This window comes from Streptococcus mitis (assembly GCF_946190275.1).
Taxonomy (GTDB): Bacteria; Bacillota; Bacilli; order Lactobacillales; family Streptococcaceae; genus Streptococcus; species Streptococcus mitis_DC.
Genome location: NZ_CAMHZQ010000042.1, coordinates 1 through 958, shown reverse-complemented (window position 1 = coordinate 958; position 958 = coordinate 1). Strand labels below are relative to the sequence as shown.

At 46.0% G+C, this 958-nt stretch carries 2 protein-coding genes; both read right to left on the bottom strand.

All coding sequences use genetic code 11. The annotated features are described in order from the left end of the window. Positions 1–710 (bottom strand): phage upper tail fiber protein (locus N8M20_RS10135; protein ID WP_261080506.1); only part of this gene is annotated, 710 nt, incomplete at its 3' end. 5 nt (positions 711–715) lie between these two features. After that, positions 716–958 (bottom strand): hypothetical protein (locus tag N8M20_RS10130; RefSeq protein ID WP_261080505.1); only part of this gene is annotated, 243 nt, incomplete at its 5' end.

Sequence of the window (958 nt, the reverse complement as noted above, 5' to 3'; positions counted from 1 at the left end):
TAAATCGTGTTAGGATCTTTGGTTGGAAGGGCATCGTACTGCGCTTGTGTTCCTGCCCAATACTTGAGGGCTTGTTGTCCCTGTTGGTTGACGATGTTCTGGCCAGGCGCTCCATCTGCGCCCCTAGCGCCTGTTGCACCTCGTTCGCCATCGTTAACATTATCCAAATGAGCAAACCCAGAGGCCTTAAGACCTCTGTAGCTCACTTCAATTCGAACCTCGAACCAACCACCAGAGCGCTGTGTAGCACTCCATGTTCCAAATTTTCCAGCTGAATCAGGAGTCTGATTTCTCAATACCCCCCAGTTATTATTTCCGAAACCTCGATAGTAGTAATCAAGAGTATAGCCACTCGTGAGCTTCTCTCCATCATAAAATACATCTGCGAATAAATTTAGCTGACTAGTCGCACCGTTTCGATAGCTTCCTTCGATACGGACATTGACACTTAAACTATGGCCATTCTCACCCCTTAAGCTATCTCGTTGAGTCGGTGTCAGCGTGTCAAATGTTGGACGGTTTTCTAAAGCATTCAGACGCGCCTTGATTGGGATATCATTGTATAACTCCGATTTCAAGGCATAACCTGACAAGGATTGATGGCTTGTCAGATAGCCTTTTTGTTCCAGCTCATTTTTCGTAACCTGTTGCTCTTTAATGCCCTTGATATCCTTACCGATTTCAGCCGCTAGACTTTCAAGGTTATTCATAGGCTTCACGCTTTCGCTGCGTTATAGGTTGCGACCAAGTCAAGGTTGGCAATCTGGTCTACACGTCCGCTGACTTCGGTTACTTTGCCGAGAAGTGCGCCGTTTTCATCCTGACCCATGTTCGTGATTTTATCCGCAATTTCTTTCAGCGTATCAAGATTTTCAGGAACAGACTCACCCAAGATTTCAGCTTTGACTTCTGATTTAGCTTGAGTGACTGCTTGTGAGATAGCCTGCGTCATTGCTGA